Source organism: Neoroseomonas lacus (assembly GCF_014644535.1).
In the GTDB taxonomy this organism is placed as follows: Bacteria; Pseudomonadota; Alphaproteobacteria; order Acetobacterales; family Acetobacteraceae; genus Neoroseomonas; species Neoroseomonas lacus.
On sequence record NZ_BMKW01000009.1, the window covers coordinates 231,179 to 248,218 of the forward strand.

A 17,040-nucleotide genomic window follows, 5' to 3' on the forward strand; every position below is an offset into this window, starting at 1 on the left:
CCGACATGATCCACGAACTGCGCGTCTATCGCTGCGTGCCGGGCCGCCTGCCGGCGCTGCTGAAGCGCTTCGACACCATCACGCTGAAGATCTGGGAACGCCACGGCATCCGCCAGGCTGGCTTCTGGACGACGATCGTCGGTGAATCGAGCCAGGACTTGTTCTACCTGCTCGAATGGGCCTCGATGGCCGAGCGCGAGCAGAAATGGACCGCGTTCCAGAACGACCCGGAATGGATCGAGAAGCGCGCCGGCACCGAGAAGGACGGCGCCATCGTCGCCAACGTGACGAACGCCTTCCTGCAGCCGACAGCCTTCTCCTCGGTGAAGTAGCAAGCGTGCGCTTCAACCACGTCGCCAACCGCCTCGATGTCCGGCATTTCGAGGCGGTGGTCACCATGCTGAAGACGCAACTCGGTTTCGTCGAACTGCGGCGCACCGAACGCGCGATCTGGCTGCGCCAGCCAGGCGCGAACATCGACCTGCAATTCAGCCGTAGCGACACGGCGCAGCGCGATGCCGACAAGCTGCGCTCGCAGGTGTCGTTCCTCAGCGAGACGCCACGCGAGGCGCTCGACGCCCTGGCTACCTGGTTCGAGGCACGCGGCCTTGCCGCCAGCGTCGGCGCCTATTCGGACCGGGAATTCTACCTCGACGTGCCGGCGGCCTTCGTCGATTTCGTCATCGAGGCGATGCGGCCAGAACTGGCGGATTATGGCGAGGTGCCGGAGCTGCAATAACCAATGGCACGAATCCGTGGGTCGCGCCTGGGCCGCGAATGCGGCCCGTGGAGAGTCCGGCGAAGGCCGAGCAACCCAGAGGGTGGCGCCCGGCGCCTGAGGGGATGAACACGCCGATACGAGCGGTGGGGATCCGCGAGCGTTGGCAAAAGGTCGAGGGGCGTTGCCTCTCGAGCACCTCGCAGGAATCGAAGGTTACTGGACCGTCGAGTGATTTCGGCGAAATCGACGCGCCGGGAAGTCACCATCGGTCGAGGCGGCGCTGGTTGCTGCCCGCCGGTCCTCGCCGGTAAAAAATTTCCAATACACGGAGAAATGGAGAAACTTCAGGTCGTTTTGCCGCAAAAAATGGAAAAACAGACCGCCCTCTATCCATCCTGGGAAATGATTGCCCGCGTCTTAGGCGTTGCGGCCGATATCACACGCTCGCTCTGCCAAGTTTCATCACGAAATGCACAATAGCTGCGCACATCGATGACGCCGCAGGCGGCAATGCGCATCGTCCCTGCATACAATGTCGCCTTGCCGCTGCCCTTCGCCCTCGCATTGCACTGGCACGGCTTTCGCTACCGGAACGTTGTGCGCAGCGCGTCAGCGCGCCGATCCCCGGCGGCGACTGTCCAGCCCCGCGCCCAGAACGATTGAGGGTGAGAGACCGATGACCGAAACCAGGAAGATCACGCGTCGCGCGGCGCTGGCGGGCCTTTCCACCGCCTTGGCGACCCCGGCGTTCCGCCCGTCCTTCGCGCAGGCGGCCCCCATCAAGATCGGCGTGCTGCACTCCTTGTCCGGCACCATGGCGATCTCCGAGACGGCGCTGCGCGACACCGTGCTGATGATGGTCGAACATCAGAACAGCAAGGGTGGCCTGCTCGGCCGCCGTCTCGAAGCGGTGGTGGTCGACCCGGCCTCCAACTGGCCGCTCTTCGCCGAAAAGGCGCGCGAGCTGCTGCAGGTCCACAAGGTCGATGTCACCTTCGGCTGCTGGACCTCGGTCTCGCGCAAGTCGGTGCTGCCGGTCTTCGAGGAACTGAACGGCATGCTGTTCTACCCCGTCCAATACGAGGGCGAGGAAGAAAGCCGCAACATCTTCTACACCGGCGCCGCGCCGAACCAGCAGGCGATCCCGGCCGTCGAATACCTGATGGGCCCTGATGGCGGCGAGGCGAAGCGCATCGCGCTGCTCGGCACCGACTACGTCTATCCGCGCACCACCAACCGCATCCTGCGCGGCTACCTGAATTCCAAGGGCATCACCGATGCCGACATCATGGAAGAATACACGCCCTTCGGGCACAGCGACTGGCAGGGCATCGTCGCCCGCGTGAAGCGCTTCGCCGGCGAGGGCAAGAAGACCGCGATCGTCTCCACCATCAATGGCGACGCCAACGTCCCCTTCTACCGCGAGCTCGGCAACCAGGGCATCAAGGCCGAGGACATTCCCTGCGTCGCGTTCAGCGTCGGTGAGGAAGAACTGGCCGGCATCGACGCCCGCCCGCTGGTCGGCCACCTGGCCGCCTGGAACTACTTCATGTCGGTGCAGTCACCGGCGAACACCGAGTTCAAAAACCTCTGGCAGGCCTACATCAAGAACCCGCGCCGCGTGACCAACGACCCGATGGAGGCCACCTATACCGGCTTCAACATGTGGGCGCAGGCCGTGGCCAAGGCCAACACCACGGCGGTCGATGCGGTGCGCACCGCAGTGATCGGCGAGAAGTTCGCCGCCCCCTCCGGCTACACCGAGGAGATGCTGCCGAACCACCACCTCTCGAAGCCGGTGATGATCGGCGAGATCCAGGCGGATGGTCAGTTCAACATCGTCTACAAGACGCCGGCCGTCGTCCCGGCCGAGAACTGGTCGCAGTTCATCCCCGAAAACGCCAACCGTCGTCGCGGCTGAGCAGGCTGGGCGGGGCCGTCATACGCCCCGCCCGCACGCGCATGAAACGCACCATCCTCCTGCTGTTCCTGCTCCTCGCCGCGATGCCGGCGCGGGCGCAGGACGCCTTCCTCGCCGCGCTGCCCGGCCTCGGTGGCGGCTTCGGTGCCCAGGTCGAGGCTGTCGGCCAGCTCGGCACGCTGGGTGATCCGCGCGCCCTGCCCATCCTCACCGCCCTTTCCGAAGGCCGGCTGCTGCGCCTAGCCGATGGCACGCTGCTCATCCGCGACGGCACCCGCCTGCTCAACGCCGCGACCGGCGCCCCGGTCGATGTCGCCGAGGCCGACACGCAACGCGTCACCATCAACAACCGCGTCCGCGGTGCCCTGCGTGGTGCCCTCGGCCAGTTGCAGATCATCTCGCCCAATTCCGCCGAACGCCTCGCCGCCGCCGACGCCATCTTCCGCGCTCGCAGCGCCGAGAACGTTCCGCTGCTCGACGCCGCCCTGGCGCGGGAATCCGTCCCTGAGGTGCGCGACCGCATCGCCCTCGCACTCGCCGCCTCGCGCCTCGTCGCCACCAACCCCGCCGACAAGCTCGCCGGCATCACCGCCCTCGGAGAGACCGCCTCGCCCCAGGCGCGTTCCATCCTGCTCGAAGCCCGCGCCGCCAATCCCGAGGTGGCCACGCAGATCGACGCCGCCGTCGCCGCCATCGACCAGCGCCTGGCCATCCGCCGCGCGGCGGAGACGCTGTTCCAGGGCCTCTCGCTCGGCTCTGTCCTGCTGCTCGCCGCCCTTGGCCTCGCCGTCACTTTCGGCGTCATGGGCGTGATCAACATGGCGCATGGCGAGTTCGTCATGCTCGGCGCCTACACCACCGTGATGGTGCAGGATTTCGCGCGCGACATTCCCTGGCTGCAGCCCTGGTCGCTGCCGATCGCGGTGCCCGCCGCCTTCCTCGTCACCGCCGCGATCGGCGCGGCGATGGAACGCGGCCTGATCCGCCACCTCTACGGCCGCCCGCTGGAAACCCTGCTGCTGACCTTCGGTGTCGGCATGATGATCCAGCAGGCGGTGCGCCTCATCTTCGGCGCGCAGAACCGCGAGGTGATCAGCCCGCCCTGGATGCAGGGCACGCTGATGCTGCCCTTCGACATCCCGGTCACCGCCAACCGGCTGTGGATCCTGTGCTTCTCCTTGGTGATCTTCGGCCTGATCCTCGCCGCCATCCGCATGACGCGCTTCGGGCTTGAGATGCGCGCCGTCACGCAACGCCGCCCCATCGCCGCCGCCATGGGGATCCGCACCGGCCGCGTCGATGCGCTGACCTTCGCCTTCGGCTCCGGCATCGCCGGCATCGCCGGCGTCGCCCTCAGCCAGATCGACAATGTCTCGCCCAACCTCGGCACCGGCTACATCATCGACAGCTTCCTCGTCGTCGTCTTCGGCGGCGTCGGCAGCCTGGCGGGCACGCTGATCGCCGCCTTCGGCCTCGGCGTCATCAACAAGATGCTGGAACCCTGGGCCGGCGCGGTGCTCGCCAAGGTCTTCGTGCTGGTGGCGGTGATGGCCTTCATCCAGCGCCGTCCACGCGGGTTGTTCCCGCAAAAGGGTCGGGCGGCCGAGGCATGAGCGCGACCACACTCGATACCCCGGCGCCGTCCCGCATCCGGCTCGGCCTGCGCGCCGTGATGGGCGTGGTGGTGGTGGTCCTCGCCACTTTCCCGCTGCTGAACATGCTGCCGCAGGACAGCGTCTTCCATGTGTCGGACTTCCTCGTCTCGGTCTCCGGCAAATGGATCTGCTACGCCATCCTCGCTTTGTCGCTCGACCTCGCCTGGGGCTATGCGGGCATCCTCTCGCTCGGCCATGGTGCCTTCTTCGCGCTGGGCGGTTACGCGATGGGCATGCACCTGATGCGTCTGATCGGCCCGCGCGGCGTCTATGGCCACCCCGTGCTGCCGGATTTCATGGTGTTCCTCGGCTATCAGCAACTGCCCTGGTACTGGCTTGGCTTCGACCACTTCGCCTTCGCCATGCTGATGGTGCTGCTGGTGCCCGGCATGCTCGCCCTGGTACTGGGCTGGCTGTGCTTCCGCAGCCGCATCACCGGCGTCTATCTCTCGATCATCACCCAGGCGATGACCTATGCGCTGATGCTCGCCTTCTTCCGCAACGACATGGGTTTCGGCGGCAATAACGGTTTCACTGACTTCAAGGAACTGCTCGGCATGCCGCTCAACACTGGCGCGGCGCGGGCCTCGCTGTTCTACGCCTCGCTGGTCTCGCTGGTCGGCTGCTACCTGTTCTGCCTGTGGATGACCGGCACGAAGTACGGCCGCGTGCTGACCGCGATCCGCGACGCCGAGAACCGCGTGCGCTTCCTCGGCTACGACACCACCAGCCACAAGCTCTTCGCCTTCGTCGCCTCCGCGATGATGGCCGGCCTCGCCGGCGCGCTCTACGTCCCCCAGGTCGGCATCATCAACCCTGGCGAATTCAGCCCCGGCAATTCCATCGAGGCTGTTATCTGGGTCGCCGTCGGTGGCCGCGGCACGCTGGTCGGCGCGGTGATCGGCGCCTTCTCCGTCAATGGCCTGAAGACCTGGCTGACCAGCGCCGCGCCGGACCTTTGGCTCTTTGTCCTCGGCGGTCTGTTCGTGGCGGTGACGCTGTTCCTGCCCAAGGGCCTCGTCGGCCTGCTGAAGGGCCGCGCGAAATGAAGGGGCGCAGGCTCTATCTCGACGGTGTCTCGGTGGTCTTCGACGGCTTCCGCGCGCTGAACAATCTTGCCTTGGTCGTCGAACCCGGCGAGATGCGCGCCGTCATCGGCCCCAACGGCGCCGGCAAGACGACGATGATGGACGTGATCACCGGCAAGACGCGCCCGACCTCGGGCATCGTCACCTTCGGCGAGCTCGACCTGACGCGCATGGATGAAGCCTCGATCGCCAATCTCGGCATCGGCCGCAAATTCCAGAAGCCCACCGTCTTCGACGCGCTGACGGTGTTCGAGAATCTCGAACTCGCGCTCAAGGCGCCGCGCGGTCCGGTCGCCTGCCTGCGCTGGCACCTCGCCGGAGCCGGCCGCACGCGCATCGAGGAAGTCACCACCGAGATCGGCCTGACCGACCGCGCGCATGACCTGGCCGGCATCCTCTCTCACGGCCAGAAGCAGTGGCTCGAGATCGGCATGATGCTGATGCAGGACCCCGACCTGATGCTGGTCGACGAACCCGTCGCCGGCATGACCGATGCCGAGACCGAACACACCGCCAAGCTGCTCGCGCGCATCGCCGGCCGGCACTCCGTCGTCGTCGTCGAGCACGACCTCGACTTCGTCCGTGCGCTGGGCTGCAAGGTCACCGTGCTGCACGAAGGCACGCTGCTGTCGGAAGGCTCGATCGACCACGTGCAGAACGACCCGCGCGTGGTCGAAGTCTATCTGGGACGTTGACCATGATCCGCTCGCTGCCGCTCGCGCATCCTGGTCAGCATTTTTCCTGCCGCAAGCGCCGGCGCGCCCATGCGGGCGCTTGGCTTGCGCGCCACGCACTGGCGGTCCGGCCACAACGGGCGGTCTGGGCGCGGTCGCGCCGTGCGCTCCCGGTCCGATGCCAGGCATCGGGCCGATTGCCCGGCATCGCGCGTCGCCCTTCCGATCATCCAGGCGGCCACCAGCAGACCACGCGGCTCGGAGGCTGACAGATGCTCGAAGTCGCCAACATTGACCTCTCCTACGGCGCCAGCCGCTGCCTGCGCGGCGTCTCCATGGTCGCCGAACCTGGCAAGGTCACCGCCGTGCTCGGCCGCAACGGTGTCGGCAAATCGTCCCTGCTGCGCGCCATCATGGGCCTGGAACGCATCCAGGCCGGCAGCATCACCTGGGAAGGAAAGGACATCTCCCGCCTCGGGCCGGCCGAGCGCGCGCGCGCGGGCATCGGCTACGTGCCGCAGGGGCGCGAGATCTTCCCCTTCCTGACCGTGCAGGAAAACATGGAGACCGCGCTCGCCGCCGCCCCGCGCGGTTCCGGCGTGCCGAGCGACATCTTCGACCTCTTCCCGATTCTGCGGCAGTTCCTGCGCCGCCGCGGCGGTGATCTCTCAGGCGGCCAACAACAGCAGCTCGCCCTCGCCCGCGCGCTCTGCGCCAGGCCGCGCCTGCTGATCCTCGACGAACCGACCGAGGGCATCCAGCCATCGGTCATCAAGGACATCGCCCGCGTCATCCGGCATCTGTCGCGCGACCGCGGCATGGCGATCGTCCTGGTCGAACAATATTACGACTTCGCCCGCGAACTCGCCGACCTGATCACCGTCATGGTGCGCGGGGAAGTGGTCCTGCAAGGGCCAGCGGGTGATCTGTCGGAAGAAGCGGTACGGCCGCTGCTGACGGTGTAGGGAAGCAACCGGAGAGGGCTCTGTCCCCTCCGGACGACCCCCACCAAAGGCCTAAGGGCCTCTGGACACCAGTTTTTGGGCTGGCCACCCGGGTGGCTCGGGCATGCCCCATGCAAAAGGGCAGATGGCGAACCGCGCCGGCAATATCCGCTCAACTCCGAGGAATCCAAGGGCCTTAAGCCCTTGGCGGGGTGAGGTTTGGAGAGGGGCGGCGCCTCTCTCCAACACCCCCTACGTCCGCTCCAACACCCCGTGCCGCGCCAGCTTCCGGCAAAAGGCCAACGCCTCCCCCCCCAGCTCCGCCGCCGTCGCGCCATCCTCCAGCGCCATCAGCCAGTCGAGTTCCTGCGCGTTCAGCTTCTCGACCCCGCCATACCAGCGCAGCGCCGCCCCGCCCTCGTCGAAGGGCACCAGCGTGTGGTGCATGGTCTCCGACAGCCGCAGCCGGTCTTCCGGCCCCGGCGGCGGCGTATGCAACGACCGGCCCGGCAGCGACATGCGGTCCCGCCCTAGCCGGTCCAGCGCCGCCATGGTCAGACGGTCCGCGACATCCGGCCGCGCCAGGCTCGCGACCGCCGCAGCGAGCCGGTCCTTCACCATCGCGGCACCCTCCGGCTCGGCCAGCCGCCAGGTCGGCATGGCGGCGCGCAGCGCGGGCTCCTCGGCTTCGAGCTCGGACAGCAGGTTGCGCAGCATCTCCCCCAGCCCGGGTTCCATCAGCCCGATGGTGATGTGCAGGGAAGGCTCCTCGCCCTGCTGCACCATCGCCTCATGCATCACGCCACGCGGCAGATACAGCGCGTCGCCCGGCGACATCAGCAACGCATGCGGCTCGCCCTCGGGCGAGGCATTGTTGGCCCAGGGCGTGTGGCGCGTGGGCGCGGCGAAGGGGATGTGGTCCCACACCCGCCAGGCCTTGCGGCCGGAGACCTGCATCACCAGCACGTCATGCGTGTCGAAATGCACGCGAAAGCCCTGCGCGCCGGGCGGCGTCAGGTAGATATTGGCCTGCACCCCATGCAGGAAGGCCTTCTCCAGCCCACGGCAGAAACGCGCCAGCGGCGGATGAATCTCGTGGAACTGCGAAACGACGAGGCTCGCCCCCTCATCATGCCGGGCGAACAGCGCCGGCAGGTCCACCCGGTCGCCGCCCTCCTCGATGTAGTCCTCGACCGGCAGCCCGGCGCTGCCCTTGCGCGCGCCATCGGCCATCGAGATGCGCGGCGTGCGGGCCGCATCGGTGCGCAGGAAGGCGTCGAGGTCGGCGACCGACAGCAGCCCGGTGAAACGGTCCGGGTCATTGCCCGGCATCAGCCGCCAGGCGGTGCCTTCGCGCATCGCCATGCCATCCTCCAGGGACAGCGTCCCGAAGGCCAGGGTCCAGGCTTCCTCGGCTACTGTAACGCTCATCGTGATCCTCGTCCGCGTCCGGCGGCATCGCGCGGATCGCTGTCTGAAAAGCCGGTGCGGGGACGGCCACGGCCGGCGCCATCCCGCGGGTCGCTGTCGGAATACCCGGTACGCGGCCGCCCACGGCCGGCGGCATCACGGGGGTCACTATCCGACTGTCCGGTGCGCGGCCGCCCACGGCCGGCGGCGTCGCGGGGGTCGCTGTCTGAAAAGCCGGTGCGGGGCCGGCCGCGGCCCGCGCTGTCCCGGGGGTCACTGTCGGATTGGCCGGTATAGGGGCGCCCGCGCCCGGCCGGGTCGCGCGGATCGCTGTCGGAGGTGCCGCTGCGCTGCTGCGCCGCCGCCCCCATGGGCGCAAGGCCGGCCGTCGTGCCGAGGACAAGCAGCCGCCGCGACAATCGACCGCGGCGTCCGGGTTCCTCCTCGGCCACGTCGCCGCTCAGCGCCAGCCGCGGCCGCGGCCCGGGGCGTCGCTTGGGTCGTTGTCGCTGACGCTGCGCCCACGGGACCCGCCACGCCCATTGCCGGGGCCGTCACTCGGGTCGGCGTCGGTGATGCCGGTGCCACGACGCTGCCGCCACCCAGTGCCATAGCCGGACGGGTCGCCCGGATCGCCGTCATTGATTCCGGTATAGGCACGCCCGCGCGGCGCGGCGCGATAACCACGGCCATTGCCCGGGCCGTCATTGGGGTCGGAATCGGTGATTCCGGTGCGCGGCGCGGCGCGATAGCCGCGGCCTTGGCCGGGCCCATCACTCGGGTCGTTGTCGGTGATGCCGGTGCGCGGCGCCCCACGATACCCGCGGCCATAGCCCGGCCCGTCATTCGGGTCGGAATCGGTAATGCCGGTGCGGTACTGCACGGGCGTCACGTCCAGCGCCTCGGCGGCGGGCGCTGCGGCTGCGACGGCGCCACCGGTCGCGGCGATCCGCAGGATTAGCAACCGCCGGCCAAGCGCCTTGCGCCCCGGATCTGCCGCCACCCCGGCTTCGTCGGTCGGCCGCACGCCTTGTTGCTTGTCCTTCTCGCTCATGATCGTCCTCTTCCTCACCAAATATCATCATCGGGCCACGGTGCCATTCTGGGCAAGCAACGTGACCGAAGGGTGAGTGTCCTGGCGCACGTCCGGCCACGCCCCCTGGTATCCCGTCGCCGCCGACATGCGGGCCCGGAACGCGCAAGCGCCCCGCGGGTCCGACCGGCATCGGCCATCCCGGCGCCGCGCCGGAAGGCGCGTTTCCAAACGGGCGCTCAGAAGCCCCGGCGGCCCGCGCCCGGCCCATCATTCGGGTCGGAATCTGTCAGCCCGGTGCGGCGGCGCCCGCCACGGCCATTGCCTGGCCCGTCATTGGGGTCGGCGTCAGTCAGCCCGGTGCCACGACGCCCGCCACGGCCATTGCCTNAGTCAGCCCGGTGCCACGACGCCCGCCACGGCCATTGCCTGGCCCGTCATTGGGGTCGGCGTCGGTCAGCCCGGTGCCACGACGCCCGCCACGGCCATTGCCCGGCCCGTCATTGGGGTCGGCATCGGTCAGCCCGGTGCCGCGACGTCCGCCACGGCCATTGCCCGGCCCGTCATTGGGGTCGGCGTCGGTCAGTCCGGTGCCGCGGTACTGCCGCACCGGTTGCGGTGCCTGCACGACGCAACCGGGCAGCACCGCAGCGAGCGCGCCGACGCCAGCGACGCGCAGGACCAACATGCGCCGGCGCAATCGCGCCGTGCCGGCTTCGTCAGTCATCGAACCTGTTCCTCCCTGAGCGACGCCGCGTCGCGCAATTGCCGTTCCTGGTCACCGGCCGTTTCCCGTCCCCATCGGCGCAGCACCGCGGGAGGACGGCGCGCCACGCTTCGGAAGGAACGTCTTTGGCAACTATCGTCACCGTAACGCGAACGTGAAGTCATAGGCAAGGCAGCCGAAACGACGTTTCTCCCCTTCCACACCGGGCTGATGGCAGCGCAGACTTCGCCGCCTCAGGAACGCCCGGAACCACCACAATGACCCAACGTCGTACGCTTCTAGCCGCCTCCGCCGGCCTGGCGAGCCTCAGCCTCTCGCCGCGCGGCGCCCTCGCCGCGGAGCTCTTCTCCAGCATCTTCATGTTCGTCCCGGCCGGGCCGGGTGGCGGCTGGGACGGGCTCGGCCGCGCCATCGAGCAGGCGGCGCGCCAATCCGGGCTCGTCGGCACCTTCCAGTTCGAGAATGTCGGCGGCGCCGGCGGCATGGTGGGCCTGCCGCGCTTCCTGCAACAGCGCCGCCGCCGCCCCGATGCGCTGATGATCGGCGGCTCGGTCATGGTCGGCGCCGCGCTGACCAACAAAACCCCCGTCAGCCTGCAGGACACCGTCGCGGTCGCCCGCATGACCGAGGAAGCCGGCGTGATCATCGTGCCGGCCAACAGCCCCTTCCAGAACATTGGCCAACTCGCCGACGCCTTGAAGGAGAACCCGCGCGCGGTGTCGGTGGCCGGCGGCAGCGCCGGCGGCACCGACCACATCATCCTCGGCCTGATGCTCCAGAAGCTCGGCCGCCAGCCGCGCGAGGCCTCCTTCGTCGCCTTCCCCGGCGGCGGGCCGGCGCAGGCGGCGATCCTCGGCGGCCAGGTCGCCGCGGGCATTTCCGGCTGGTCTGAATTCTCCGAACAGATCAAGGCCGGCCGCGTGCGCGCCCTGGCCACCACCGGGTCGAGCCGGATCGAACCGGATGTCCCGACGCTGAAGGAAAGCGGCCTCGATGTGGTGGCGACCAATTGGCGCGGCGTGTTCGGCGCGCCGGGCATCACCGCGCCGCAGCGCCAGGCGTTGGTGGACCTGATGACCGCCATCCACGCGACCGAGGCCTGGCGCCGCATCCTCGCCGATCGTGGCTGGGCGGATGCCTTCCTGACCGGCCAGCCTTTCGACGAATTCCTCACCCGTGACCGCGCCGAGACGGAAGGCGTGCTCAAGGACCTCGGCCTCGCCTGAGCGGCGCGGTCGGATCGCCATGAAGCAGGACGCGCTGGCCGACCTCGGGGTCGGCCTCACGGTCACGGCCCTGGGGCTGCTGACCGTCTGGCTGACCTGGGTCATCCCGGTCACGCCGGTCTATGCGGTGGTCGGGCCGAAGCTGGTCCCGGCGGTGGTCGCCGGCGCGCTGGTGGTGCTGGGGCTGTTGCTGTCGGTCGTGGCGATGCGCGGTGGCTGGAGCCGCGACCTGTCCGAGGTCGTCGACTCCGGCCCGGCGAATATCCGCGCGCTCGGCTGGCTCGGCGGCGGGATGGTGCTGAACCTCGTGCTGATCGAACCGCTGGGCTTTTCGATCGGCGCGGCGGTGCAGTTCGTCTGCACCGCGCGCGCCTTCGGCTCCCGCGCGCCGCTGCGCGATGCGGTGATCGCGCTGGCGGTCTCGCTCGGCGCCTTCTTCCTGTTCGTCGAGGCGCTCGGCGTCAACATCGGCGCGGGCGTGTTGGAAGGCGCCATCCTGCGTGCCTTCGGGCAGGAGGTGTTGTGATGGCCGGGAGGAAGAAAGGTCGGGGGAGGAACACCTCCCCCGAATCCCCCTCCGTCTTTTGTCTTTTGGGAACCGGCAGCGGCGGTCGTCGCCAAACAGATAGAAAAAGGAGGGGGTTCGGGGGAGTTCTCTCCCCCGACCTTGCTTGAATGCGCGCCTACCGCTTCACCACCGTCGACGTCTTCACCACCACCCGCTTCGGTGGCAATCAGCTCGCCGTCTTCCCCGACGCGCGCGGCCTGTCGGATGCCGAGATGCAGGCGCTCGCCGCCGAGTTCAACCTGAGCGAGACGACCTTCGTCCTGCCGCCCGACAGCCCGCAGAACAGCGCGCGGGTACGCATCTTCAACCGCGTCGCCGAGATGCCCTTCGCCGGCCACCCCAATGTCGGCACCGCCTATGTGCTGGGCCAGGCCGATGAAGGCCGCCCTCGCGCCTATCGCTTCGAGGAACCCGCCGGGCTGGTGGAGGTCACCCTGCTGCGCGACGAGGGCGACCGCGTGACGGGGGCCGACGTCGCCGCCCCGCAGCCGCTGCGCATCGGCGCGCCGCTGCCGATTTCGACCGCCGCCGCCTGCGCTTCACTGCCCGAGGATGCGATCATCACCACGCGCCACGCGCCGACGCTGGCGGCCGATGGCGGCAACCATCGGCTGCTGACCGAGGTGACGCCGGAGGGCCTCGCCGCCGCCGCGCCGGACCTCGGCGCGTTCCGTCGTGCGGTGGCCGCGCATCCCGAGGAGACGCGCGGCTTTCTCTCGCTCTACCTGTATTGCCGCGACGGCGCGGCGGTGCGGGCGCGCATGTTTTCGCCACTCACCGGCACCTGGGAGGATTCGGCGACCGGCAGTGCGGCGACGCCGCTGGCCGGCTTCCTGCTGCACCTCGACGGCGCGGCCGAAGGCCGCTGGGACATCACCCAGGGCGTCGAGATGGGGCGACCCTCGCTGCTGCTGGCCGGGGCACGGCGCATGCCCGAGGGCATTCGCGCGCGCGTCGGCGGGCACTGCGTGCCGGTATTGCGCGGCGAGGCGTTGCTATGACGCGCATCGGAGGGGCGTCGCCCCTCCAATCCACCCCTTCAAGGCCCCATCGGCCATGCTGCACATCGTCAATGGGCTCTCGAAAAGGCAATGCCCTCGATTGGCGCCGGGCGCCCCTGTCAGCCTGCGTGCCGAAACCCACCCTTGCGCCCAACACGCGTTCGGCGGGCCAATCCACGCGCTGCCGCCGAACGCCCAATCGAGGTGTCCAGAGGCCCTTAGGCCTTTGGCGGGGTGAGGTCCGGAAAGTGGCGGCGCCCCTCTCCGCCACTGGCCGACGCCATTCCGCTCCTCCTGCCTCACCTCCAGCGCGAGCCTGACCCATGGATTCGATCTCCGGCCTCGCGCTCGGCTTCGGCAATGCGCTGACCTTCGCCAATCTCGCCTGGGCCCTGCTGGGTTGTTTCCTCGGCACCGCGGTCGGCGTGCTGCCCGGCATCGGCCCGGCGCTGACCATCGCGCTGCTGCTGCCGATCACGTTCAGCGTCAGCGCGACGGGCGCCTTCATCCTGTTCTGCGGCGTCTTCTACGGCGCGATGTATGGCGGCAGCACTACGTCGATCCTGCTCAACACGCCGGGTGAGAGCGGGTCGATCATCACCGCCCTCGAAGGCGCGAAGATGGCCCGCAACGGCCGCGCGGGACCGGCCTTGGCGACCTCGGCGATCGGCTCCTTCGTCGCCGGCACGGTGGGCACGCTGGGCATCGCCTTCCTCGGGCCGATCATCGTCGAATGGGCGCTGGTGCTCGGCCCGGCGGAGTACTTCGCGCTGATGGTGCTGTGCTTCGTCACCGTCTCGGCGGTGCTCGGCGCCTCGGCGCTGCGTGGGCTGACCTCGCTCGCCTTCGGGCTGATGCTGGGACTGGTCGGCGTCGACCTGCAGACCGGCCAGCCACGCCTGACCTTCGGCGTGCCGGAACTGCTCGACGGCGTGAATGTCGTGCTGGTGGCCGTCGCACTCTTCGCGGTGGGCGAGGCGCTCTACATGGCCTGGCACCATCACGCCGGGAAGCACGAGGTGCTCGAGGTCGGCCGACTGATGATGTCGAAGGAGGATTGGAAGCGATCCTTCTGGCCCTGGCTGCGCGGCGCCGCGATCGGCTTTCCCTTCGGCGTGCTGCCGGCCGGCGGCACCGAGATGCCGACCATGCTGTCCTATTTCGCCGAACGGAAACTGGTGAAGGCGAAGCACCGTGGCGAATTCGGCACCACTGGCGCCATCGAGGGCGTCGCAGGGCCGGAAGCCGCCAACAATGCCGCGGCGGCCGGCGTGCTGGTGCCGATGCTCACCCTCGGCCTGCCGACCAGTGCGACGGCGGCGATCATGCTCTCCGCCTTCCAATCCTACGGCATCAATCCCGGCCCGCTGCTCTTCACCCAGCAGGCGGAGCTGGTCTGGACGCTGATCGCCTCGCTGTTCATCGCCAATGTCATGCTGGTGGTGCTGAACCTGCCGCTGGTCGGGCTGTGGGTGCGCATCCTGAAAATCCCGCTGCCGCAGCTCTATGGTGGGATCCTGGTCTTCGCCACCATCGGCACCTACGGCATCTCGAACAGCGTCATCGACCTGGTGATCCTCTACACGCTGGGCGTGATCGCGATGTTCATGCGGCGCTTCGACTTCCCCGTCGCCCCGGTGGTGATCGGCATGATCCTCGGACCCATGGCCGAACAGGCGCTGCGCCAGGCGCTGACGATCAGCCAGGGCAACTGGTCTGTCTTCATCACCCGGCCGGGCAGCGCGATCATCCTGGCGCTCGCGGTCGCGGCACTGGCCGGGCCGCGACTCTATGGCGCCATCGCCCGGAAGGCCTGACCGGCCGTCCTGCAACGCTGCCACCCACCCGGGACCTTGGCGCCGTGCCGGGCAGCGCAAGCCGGCGCCGCGGTTCGACAGTCGCCATCCGGCGCATTCCGGGACACACTCCGACCCATGTTCTACGAACCCCGCACCGGCCACGGCCTGCCGCATGACCCGTTCAAGGCGATCGTCGCCCCGCGCCCGATCGGCTGGATCTCGACGCTCGATGCGCAGGGGCGGCCGAACCTCGCGCCCTACAGCTTCTTCAACGCGGTGCATTCGCGCCCGCCGATGGTGATGTTCACCAGCGAGACGATGAAGCACAGCGCCGCCAACGCCATCGCCACCGGCGAATTCGTCTTCAACCTCTGCACCCATCCGCTGTTCGACGCGATGAACACGTCATCCGCCGCGCTCGCCGCCGGCGAAGACGAGTTCATCGCCGCCGGGCTCGAAACCGCCTCATCGCACATCGTCAAGGCGCCACGCGTCGCGGCGGCGCCGGCGGCACTCGAATGCAAGGTGGTGCAGTCGATGCAGTTGCGTGATGTGGACGGCAACGCGCTGGAGGGCTGGATCCTCATCGGCCAGGTCGTCGGCGTGCATATCGACGAAGCCTTCCTGCGTGACGGCCGCTTCGACACGGCAGCAGCCCGGCCGCTCGCCCGCTGCGGCTATCGCGACTACGCGGTGGTGACCGAAATGTTCGAAGCCCTGCGCCCGACCGATGGCGGGGCCTTCGCGCCAGGGCAGCGGGATCACTGAGAGGGTCGGAGTTGCCATTGGAGGGGCGTCGCCCCTCCAAACCACCCCACCAAATGACAGCGTCATTTGGAAAGCCATCTGTTGCCGCGGGCGATGATGGCATGCTGCTTCGGTGACGCCTGCCCCGCGCGTAAGGGCGGGTCGCTGACTGCTTCTGCCCCGGCTGCGCGGTGCCAAGTCGAGGTGTCCAGAGGCCCTTAGGCCTTTGGTGGGGTGGGTCCGGGAGGGGCAAAGCCCCTCTCGGTGCCCTCTCACCCCCGCACCGGCCTGACCGTCGCCAATATCGCCGCGCCCACACCAAGAAACACCAGCACCGTCGCCATCCCCGCCCGCTGGCTGCCGGTCGCCGCGGTGACCATCGCCAGCACCGCCGGCCCCGCGAAGCCCGTGATCCGCCCCGACAGCGCGAACAGCCCGAAATGCGCCGTGATCTCGCCTTCCGGCGCCATGCGCGCCATCAGCGTACGTGACGCCGCCTGCGCCGGCCCCATGAAGATGCCAAGCGCCATCGCCATGCCCCAGAACACCGTCTTGCTGCCGGTTAGCAGCAACGCGGCGCCAAGCACGATCATCGCCACCAGTGCGACCATCACCGTGCGCTTCGACCCCAGCTGGTCCTCGACCAGCCCGAAGCCGGCCGCGCCCAACCCGGCGGTGACGTTCAGCGCAATGCCGAAGAGCAGGATCTCCTCGAAATCCATCCCATGCACGCCGGCGGCGAAAATGGCGCCGAAGGCGAACAGCGTGTTCAGCCCATCGGTGTAGAAGATCCGCGCCACCAGGAAGCGCAGCATGTCCGGCCGCTTCGGCAGCCCGCGCACCAACCCCTTGGTCTCGGCGACGCAGGCGGTCACGGCGCGGCCCATCGGCAGTTTCTCGCCCGGCGAATCCGGCACCATCAACAGCACCGGCCAGCCGAACACCAACGTCCAGGCCGCGACCAGCAGCGCCGTGGCGCGCACATGTTCCGAGCTGCCGCGATCAAGCCCGAACAGCGCCGGGTTCGGCTGCACCAGCAACACCAGCGCAATCGCCAGGCAGGCCAGCCCGCCCGCATAGCCCAACCCCCAGGCGAGCCCCGACACCCGCCCGATCTGCGACGTTTCCGCCACTTCCGGCAGCATCGAATTGTAGAACACGGTGCCAAGCTCGAACCCGACGGTGGCGAGGCCGACGCACACCAGCACCCAGACCGTCCAGGACGGATCGGGTGCGGCGAACCACACCAGCCCGGTGAACACGGCGGTGACCAGCGTGCAGATCGCCAGCAACGCGCGCCGATGTCCGCCGAGGTCGGCGATCGCCCCCAGCAGCGGCGACATCAGCGCGACGCCCAGCGCCGCGGCGGTCTGCATCCAGCCCCATTGCGCCTGGCCCGTCGCCGCATCCGGCGCCACCCCTTGGGTGAAATAGGCGGCGATGACGAAGGTCGAGACCACCGTCGGAAACGCGCTGTTCGCCCAGTCGAAGGACGCCCAGGCCAGGGCCCTGCGGTTCATGCGGCG

The 17,040-nt window shown here is 68.9% G+C and carries 15 protein-coding genes; 12 read left to right on the forward strand and 3 right to left on the reverse strand.

Annotated features, from left to right (window positions below; translation table 11 throughout):
* The first annotated feature begins 5 nt into the window (after positions 1-5).
* From IEY36_RS18920 to urtE, 7 genes are all read left to right on the forward strand, one after another.
* Positions 6-332 carry an NIPSNAP family protein gene (locus IEY36_RS18920; RefSeq protein WP_188969591.1) on the forward strand — a complete coding sequence of 109 codons (327 nt, stop codon included), beginning with the start codon at positions 6-8 and terminating at the stop codon, positions 330-332.
* Between the two features lie 5 nt (positions 333-337).
* Complete coding sequence (locus IEY36_RS18925) at positions 338-739, forward strand: hypothetical protein (RefSeq protein ID WP_188969593.1); 402 nt, start codon at positions 338-340, stop codon at positions 737-739.
* A gap of 658 nt (positions 740-1,397) precedes the next feature.
* Positions 1,398-2,642: an urea ABC transporter substrate-binding protein gene (gene urtA / locus IEY36_RS18930; RefSeq protein WP_188969596.1), complete on the forward strand. Its 1,245-nt coding sequence runs from the start codon at positions 1,398-1,400 to the stop codon at positions 2,640-2,642.
* A 41-nt stretch (positions 2,643-2,683) separates the two neighbouring features.
* On the forward strand, positions 2,684-4,255 hold the full coding sequence (gene urtB / locus IEY36_RS18935) for an urea ABC transporter permease subunit UrtB (protein ID WP_188969598.1): 1,572 nt from the start codon (positions 2,684-2,686) through the stop codon (positions 4,253-4,255).
* A complete protein-coding gene (gene urtC, locus IEY36_RS18940; protein ID WP_188969600.1) occupies positions 4,252-5,346 on the forward strand; it encodes an urea ABC transporter permease subunit UrtC in 1,095 nt (364 codons plus the stop codon). Before urtB ends, urtC begins: the two co-directional genes overlap by 4 nt.
* A complete protein-coding gene (gene urtD, locus IEY36_RS18945; protein ID WP_188969602.1) occupies positions 5,343-6,080 on the forward strand; it encodes an urea ABC transporter ATP-binding protein UrtD in 738 nt (245 codons plus the stop codon). The genes urtC and urtD overlap by 4 nt, the downstream gene beginning before the upstream one ends.
* Positions 6,081-6,331: 251 nt before the next feature.
* Entirely contained in the window at positions 6,332-7,024 is a 693-nt protein-coding gene (gene urtE / locus IEY36_RS18950; RefSeq protein ID WP_188969604.1) for an urea ABC transporter ATP-binding subunit UrtE, read from the forward strand.
* A 231-nt stretch (positions 7,025-7,255) separates the two neighbouring features.
* Here the strand turns inward: urtE and IEY36_RS18955 are convergent, their stop codons facing one another.
* Positions 7,256-8,434 carry a cupin domain-containing protein gene (locus IEY36_RS18955; protein ID WP_188969606.1) on the reverse strand — a complete coding sequence of 393 codons (1,179 nt, stop codon included), beginning with the start codon at positions 8,432-8,434 and terminating at the stop codon, positions 7,256-7,258.
* Between the two features lie 439 nt (positions 8,435-8,873).
* Positions 8,874-9,467, reverse strand: a complete 594-nt coding sequence (locus tag IEY36_RS18960; protein WP_229681427.1) for a hypothetical protein — start codon at positions 9,465-9,467, stop codon at positions 8,874-8,876.
* A 963-nt stretch (positions 9,468-10,430) separates the two neighbouring features.
* On the opposite strand from IEY36_RS18960, the gene IEY36_RS18970 reads away from it, so the two are divergent.
* The 5 genes from IEY36_RS18970 to IEY36_RS18990 all read left to right on the forward strand — a co-directional run bounded on the left by IEY36_RS18970 (position 10,431) and on the right by IEY36_RS18990 (position 15,535).
* Positions 10,431-11,399 (forward strand): Bug family tripartite tricarboxylate transporter substrate binding protein, encoded by a 969-nt coding sequence (locus IEY36_RS18970; protein ID WP_188969610.1) that lies wholly within the window; start codon positions 10,431-10,433, stop codon positions 11,397-11,399.
* 19 nt (positions 11,400-11,418) lie between these two features.
* On the forward strand, positions 11,419-11,925 hold the full coding sequence (locus tag IEY36_RS18975; protein ID WP_188969612.1) for a tripartite tricarboxylate transporter TctB family protein: 507 nt from the start codon (positions 11,419-11,421) through the stop codon (positions 11,923-11,925).
* A 149-nt stretch (positions 11,926-12,074) separates the two neighbouring features.
* Positions 12,075-12,968 carry a PhzF family phenazine biosynthesis protein gene (locus IEY36_RS18980; RefSeq protein ID WP_188969614.1) on the forward strand — a complete coding sequence of 298 codons (894 nt, stop codon included), beginning with the start codon at positions 12,075-12,077 and terminating at the stop codon, positions 12,966-12,968.
* Positions 12,969-13,291: 323 nt separating this feature from the next.
* Complete coding sequence (locus IEY36_RS18985) at positions 13,292-14,785, forward strand: tripartite tricarboxylate transporter permease (RefSeq protein WP_188969616.1); 1,494 nt, start codon at positions 13,292-13,294, stop codon at positions 14,783-14,785.
* Positions 14,786-14,902: 117 nt separating this feature from the next.
* Complete coding sequence (locus tag IEY36_RS18990) at positions 14,903-15,535, forward strand: flavin reductase family protein (protein ID WP_188969618.1); 633 nt, start codon at positions 14,903-14,905, stop codon at positions 15,533-15,535.
* A 251-nt stretch (positions 15,536-15,786) separates the two neighbouring features.
* Here the strand turns inward: IEY36_RS18990 and IEY36_RS18995 are convergent, their stop codons facing one another.
* Positions 15,787-17,034 carry an MFS transporter gene (locus IEY36_RS18995; RefSeq protein ID WP_188969620.1) on the reverse strand — a complete coding sequence of 416 codons (1,248 nt, stop codon included), beginning with the start codon at positions 17,032-17,034 and terminating at the stop codon, positions 15,787-15,789.
* Positions 17,035-17,040: the final 6 nt, after the last annotated feature.

Excerpts from the sequence above, each read along its gene's own strand:
- IEY36_RS18970 (WP_188969610.1), top strand. The coding sequence starts at position 10,431 with ATGACCCAACGTCGTACGCTTCTAGCCGCCTCCGCCGGCCTGGCGAGC.
- urtE (WP_188969604.1), top strand. The coding sequence starts at position 6,332 with ATGCTCGAAGTCGCCAACATTGACCTCTCCTACGGCGCCAGCCGCTGC.
- IEY36_RS18995 (WP_188969620.1), bottom strand. The coding sequence starts at position 17,034 with ATGAACCGCAGGGCCCTGGCCTGGGCGTCCTTCGACTGGGCGAACAGC.
- IEY36_RS18985 (WP_188969616.1), top strand. The coding sequence starts at position 13,292 with ATGGATTCGATCTCCGGCCTCGCGCTCGGCTTCGGCAATGCGCTGACC.
- IEY36_RS18990 (WP_188969618.1), top strand. The coding sequence starts at position 14,903 with ATGTTCTACGAACCCCGCACCGGCCACGGCCTGCCGCATGACCCGTTC.
- urtB (WP_188969598.1), top strand. The coding sequence starts at position 2,684 with ATGAAACGCACCATCCTCCTGCTGTTCCTGCTCCTCGCCGCGATGCCG.
- IEY36_RS18975 (WP_188969612.1), top strand. The coding sequence starts at position 11,419 with ATGAAGCAGGACGCGCTGGCCGACCTCGGGGTCGGCCTCACGGTCACG.
- urtA (WP_188969596.1), top strand. The coding sequence starts at position 1,398 with ATGACCGAAACCAGGAAGATCACGCGTCGCGCGGCGCTGGCGGGCCTT.
- IEY36_RS18960 (WP_229681427.1), bottom strand. The coding sequence starts at position 9,467 with ATGAGCGAGAAGGACAAGCAACAAGGCGTGCGGCCGACCGACGAAGCC.
- IEY36_RS18920 (WP_188969591.1), top strand. The coding sequence starts at position 6 with ATGATCCACGAACTGCGCGTCTATCGCTGCGTGCCGGGCCGCCTGCCG.
- IEY36_RS18980 (WP_188969614.1), top strand. The coding sequence starts at position 12,075 with ATGCGCGCCTACCGCTTCACCACCGTCGACGTCTTCACCACCACCCGC.
- IEY36_RS18955 (WP_188969606.1), bottom strand. The coding sequence starts at position 8,434 with ATGAGCGTTACAGTAGCCGAGGAAGCCTGGACCCTGGCCTTCGGGACG.
- urtC (WP_188969600.1), top strand. The coding sequence starts at position 4,252 with ATGAGCGCGACCACACTCGATACCCCGGCGCCGTCCCGCATCCGGCTC.
- urtD (WP_188969602.1), top strand. The coding sequence starts at position 5,343 with ATGAAGGGGCGCAGGCTCTATCTCGACGGTGTCTCGGTGGTCTTCGAC.